Source organism: Nocardia niwae NBRC 108934 = DSM 45340 (genome assembly GCF_001613465.1).
GTDB lineage: Bacteria > Actinomycetota > Actinomycetes > Mycobacteriales > Mycobacteriaceae > Nocardia > Nocardia niwae.
On sequence record NZ_BDCK01000006.1, the window covers coordinates 1 to 2,715 of the forward strand.

General features: G+C 69.5%; 5 protein-coding genes. All 5 read left to right on the forward strand.

The features are described from left to right. On the forward strand, nt 1-195 hold a 195-nt coding region (locus NNI01S_RS35175; protein WP_169812915.1), incomplete at its 5' end, for a hypothetical protein. Continuing rightward, nucleotides 192-485 carry a hypothetical protein gene (locus NNI01S_RS02670; RefSeq protein WP_063017150.1) on the forward strand — a complete coding sequence of 98 codons (294 nt, stop codon included), beginning with the start codon at nt 192-194 and terminating at the stop codon, nt 483-485. The genes NNI01S_RS35175 and NNI01S_RS02670, both read left to right, overlap by 4 nt. Then, complete coding sequence (locus NNI01S_RS02675; protein ID WP_063017152.1) at nt 485-964, forward strand: hypothetical protein; 480 nt, start codon at nt 485-487, stop codon at nt 962-964. The genes NNI01S_RS02670 and NNI01S_RS02675 overlap by 1 nt, the downstream gene beginning before the upstream one ends. Then, entirely contained in the window at nt 961-1,767 is an 807-nt protein-coding gene (locus NNI01S_RS02680; protein WP_063017154.1) for a PD-(D/E)XK nuclease-like domain-containing protein, read from the forward strand. The genes NNI01S_RS02675 and NNI01S_RS02680 overlap by 4 nt, the downstream gene beginning before the upstream one ends. Further along, a partial coding sequence (locus tag NNI01S_RS02685; RefSeq protein ID WP_174554352.1) for a recombinase RecT occupies nt 1,764-2,715 on the forward strand: 952 nt, incomplete at its 3' end. The genes NNI01S_RS02680 and NNI01S_RS02685, both read left to right, overlap by 4 nt.

The window sequence follows — 2,715 nt, forward strand, 5'->3', positions numbered from 1 at the left end:
AACACTGTCGCGGGCCTGCTCGACCGCCTGATCGAGGGCACCGCGGCTTGCGGCTGTCCATACGGCGCGGACTCGCTCAAGCACTACGACGTCCTTTCGTCGGTCACGCGCCAGCAGTACTGCGCCGACGTGCTCGCTGGCCTGCTTGCCGAGGCTGTGACCCGCCTCGCCGGACACAAGGCGGGTGAGCAGTGAGCCCGCTCGAGCACGTGGTGCAGGTGCTCGTTCTGGGTGCCCTGGTCGTAGGTGTCGGCGCGGTGTTCGTCGCGCTGATCCGCGCCGACCTCCGCGCCAATCCGCCGATGCCCAACTGGACCGACCACACCGGCGAGGACGACGACGAGGACGCCGAGGTGTGCGAAGCGCACGACTTCGGCGGTCCGCCCGAGCTGTGCACGTGTGACCAGTGGCGGGATGTGGACCCCGGCGCCGAGTGGGACCGCGCCCGCGATCGGGACCTCGATTACCGGACGGGGGCCGCCTGATGCAGGATGACGGCCTCACTGGCGTCGACCAGCTCGGCGACGCCAAGAACACGGACGCCGAACGGCACGCCGCGGCGCTCACCGTCTGCCGGTACGCGAACGACGCCACCGACGCGGCCGAGCTGCTCGCCGCGCTCGGCCTGACCCCGGACGCTCCAAAGGGCAGGATCGCGCAGCCGTGCCGTAAGTGCCTGCGCCCGATGAGCAACGTCGACTGCGTGGGGCACGCCCGCCGAGGCAGCGACGGCATGTGCGGGTCGTGCTACCAGCGCAGCCGTCGCGGTGCCGTGGCCGACCAGCGCCCCGTCGTCGCCGTCGTCGACATCGAGACCCCGCTCGGCGTGATCGCACAGGGTGCCGAGGTGTCGGCGACGCCCGCCGCCGACGGCGAGGCGTGGCTGCTCCACTTCCCGGGTAGCCGCCGGACCGTCACCGTCGCGGCCGACGCCGTGCGGCCCGCCGAGGGGGTGACTGCGTGACGCTCGTCTCTGGAATCCCCGACCACGAGTACCACGCGCACCGAGCGCTCGGCTCGTCGACCGTGCGCCGATTCGATGAGGTAGCGCCCGCCCAGTGGAAGTACGAACGCGACTATCCGATCGAGTCCACGGCCGACCATTTCGAGGAGGGCAAGGCCGTTCACACGCTGGCGCTCGGCGTCGGCGGCGCCGTTGTCCGGGTCGACGCCGACGACTGGCGCACCAAACACGCCAAGGAACAGCGGGCCGACATCCGCGCTCGTGGCGGAATCGCACTGTTGCCCGAGGCATTCGAGCGCGTGCGCGCGATGGCCGCCTCGCTGCACGCGCACCCGCTCGGCGTCGCCCTGCGCGGCGGCGAGCCCGAGCTGTCCGGGTTCTCGATCGACGCGGAGACCGGACTTGAGGTCAAGGTGCGGCCCGACTGCCTGTACCGGCCGCGCCGGTCTGGCCTCGCTCTGGCGCTCGACGTGAAAACGAGCACGTCGGCAGACCCGCGGCGGTTCGCTGAAAGTGCCTACAAGTTCGGCTATTTCAGGCAAGACCCGTGGTACGTCGACCGGCTTGAGGAACACGACATCGAGGCCGCTTTCACGTTCCTCGTCGTGAGCAAAGAACCGCCGTACCTCGCCTCGGCCGTCGAGCTCGTGCCCGAGGCCGTCGAGCTCGGCCGCCGCCGCAATCGCGAGTCGCTCGCCGCGATCCGCCGGTGCATGGATACCGGCGTGTGGCCGGATTTCGGCGGCGAAATCCACCAAATCGACTTGCCCACATGGGCATACAAGCAGGAGGAATACAGGTGACCACGACCGAAATCGCCACCACTGCCACTGGCGCCGAGCTCGTCACGACCCGTGCCGCCACCCGGTCGGCTATCGAGTTGTCGGCCGACCAACGCGAGTGGACTCCGCAGCAGATCGCGGTACTCAAGCAGCTCGGCCTCGACGACGTTCCCGCGGCTCAGCTGGACCTGTTCTTTCACCGGTGCCAGCTCACCAAGCTCGACCCGTTCTCGAAGCAGATTTATCTCATCGGCCGGAACACCAAGGTCGGTGGCTACGGCAACGGGCCCGAGCGGTGGGAGGTCAAGTACACGATTCAGACGGGCATCGACGGCTACCGGCTCAACGGGCGCCGGGCGGCCAAGGCGGCGGGCGAGTCGGTCAAGACCGAGGGCCCGTTCTGGATGGCGCCCGACGGCGGCGGCTGGTCGGATGTCTGGCTGGGTGGCAAGAACAACCCGCCCGCGGCGGCGAAATTCGTCATCATCGCCGACGGCGAGCCGCACGTCGGCATCGCCCTCTACGACGAGTTCGTGCAGACCAAGAGCAACGGTCAGCCGAATTCAATGTGGTCGAAGATGCCCGCGAATCAGCTCGCCAAGTGCGCCGAGGCGCAGGCGTGGCGCAAGGCGTACCCCGAGGATTTCTCGGGCCTCGTGCTCGAGGACGCCGCGCAGGTGATCGAGCCGGACGGGTCGCCGTCGCCGGTCCAGGCGACCTCCGAGCGCGTGCACCGCTCGGCCGCCGCGATCCTCGCCGCGGACATCGAGGACCACGACACCACTCCGCAGAGGTTCGCCCACGCGCGGCAGGTCACCGCCGAACACAGCGGCAAGCCATTCACGGTCGGCGGCGCCGTGAATGCGCCGATACGGACTGGCGACGATGCGGTCGCCGACTCCGCGGTCGCGGCCGCGGAAGGCGCTCCGCCGACCGAACCACCGATGACCAAGATTCAGCAGCGCAAAG

Bases quoted from the DNA above. Each gene is read 5' to 3' on its own strand.
- NNI01S_RS02675 (WP_063017152.1), top strand. From the start codon at position 485: ATGCAGGATGACGGCCTCACTGGCGTCGACCAGCTCGGCGACGCCAAG.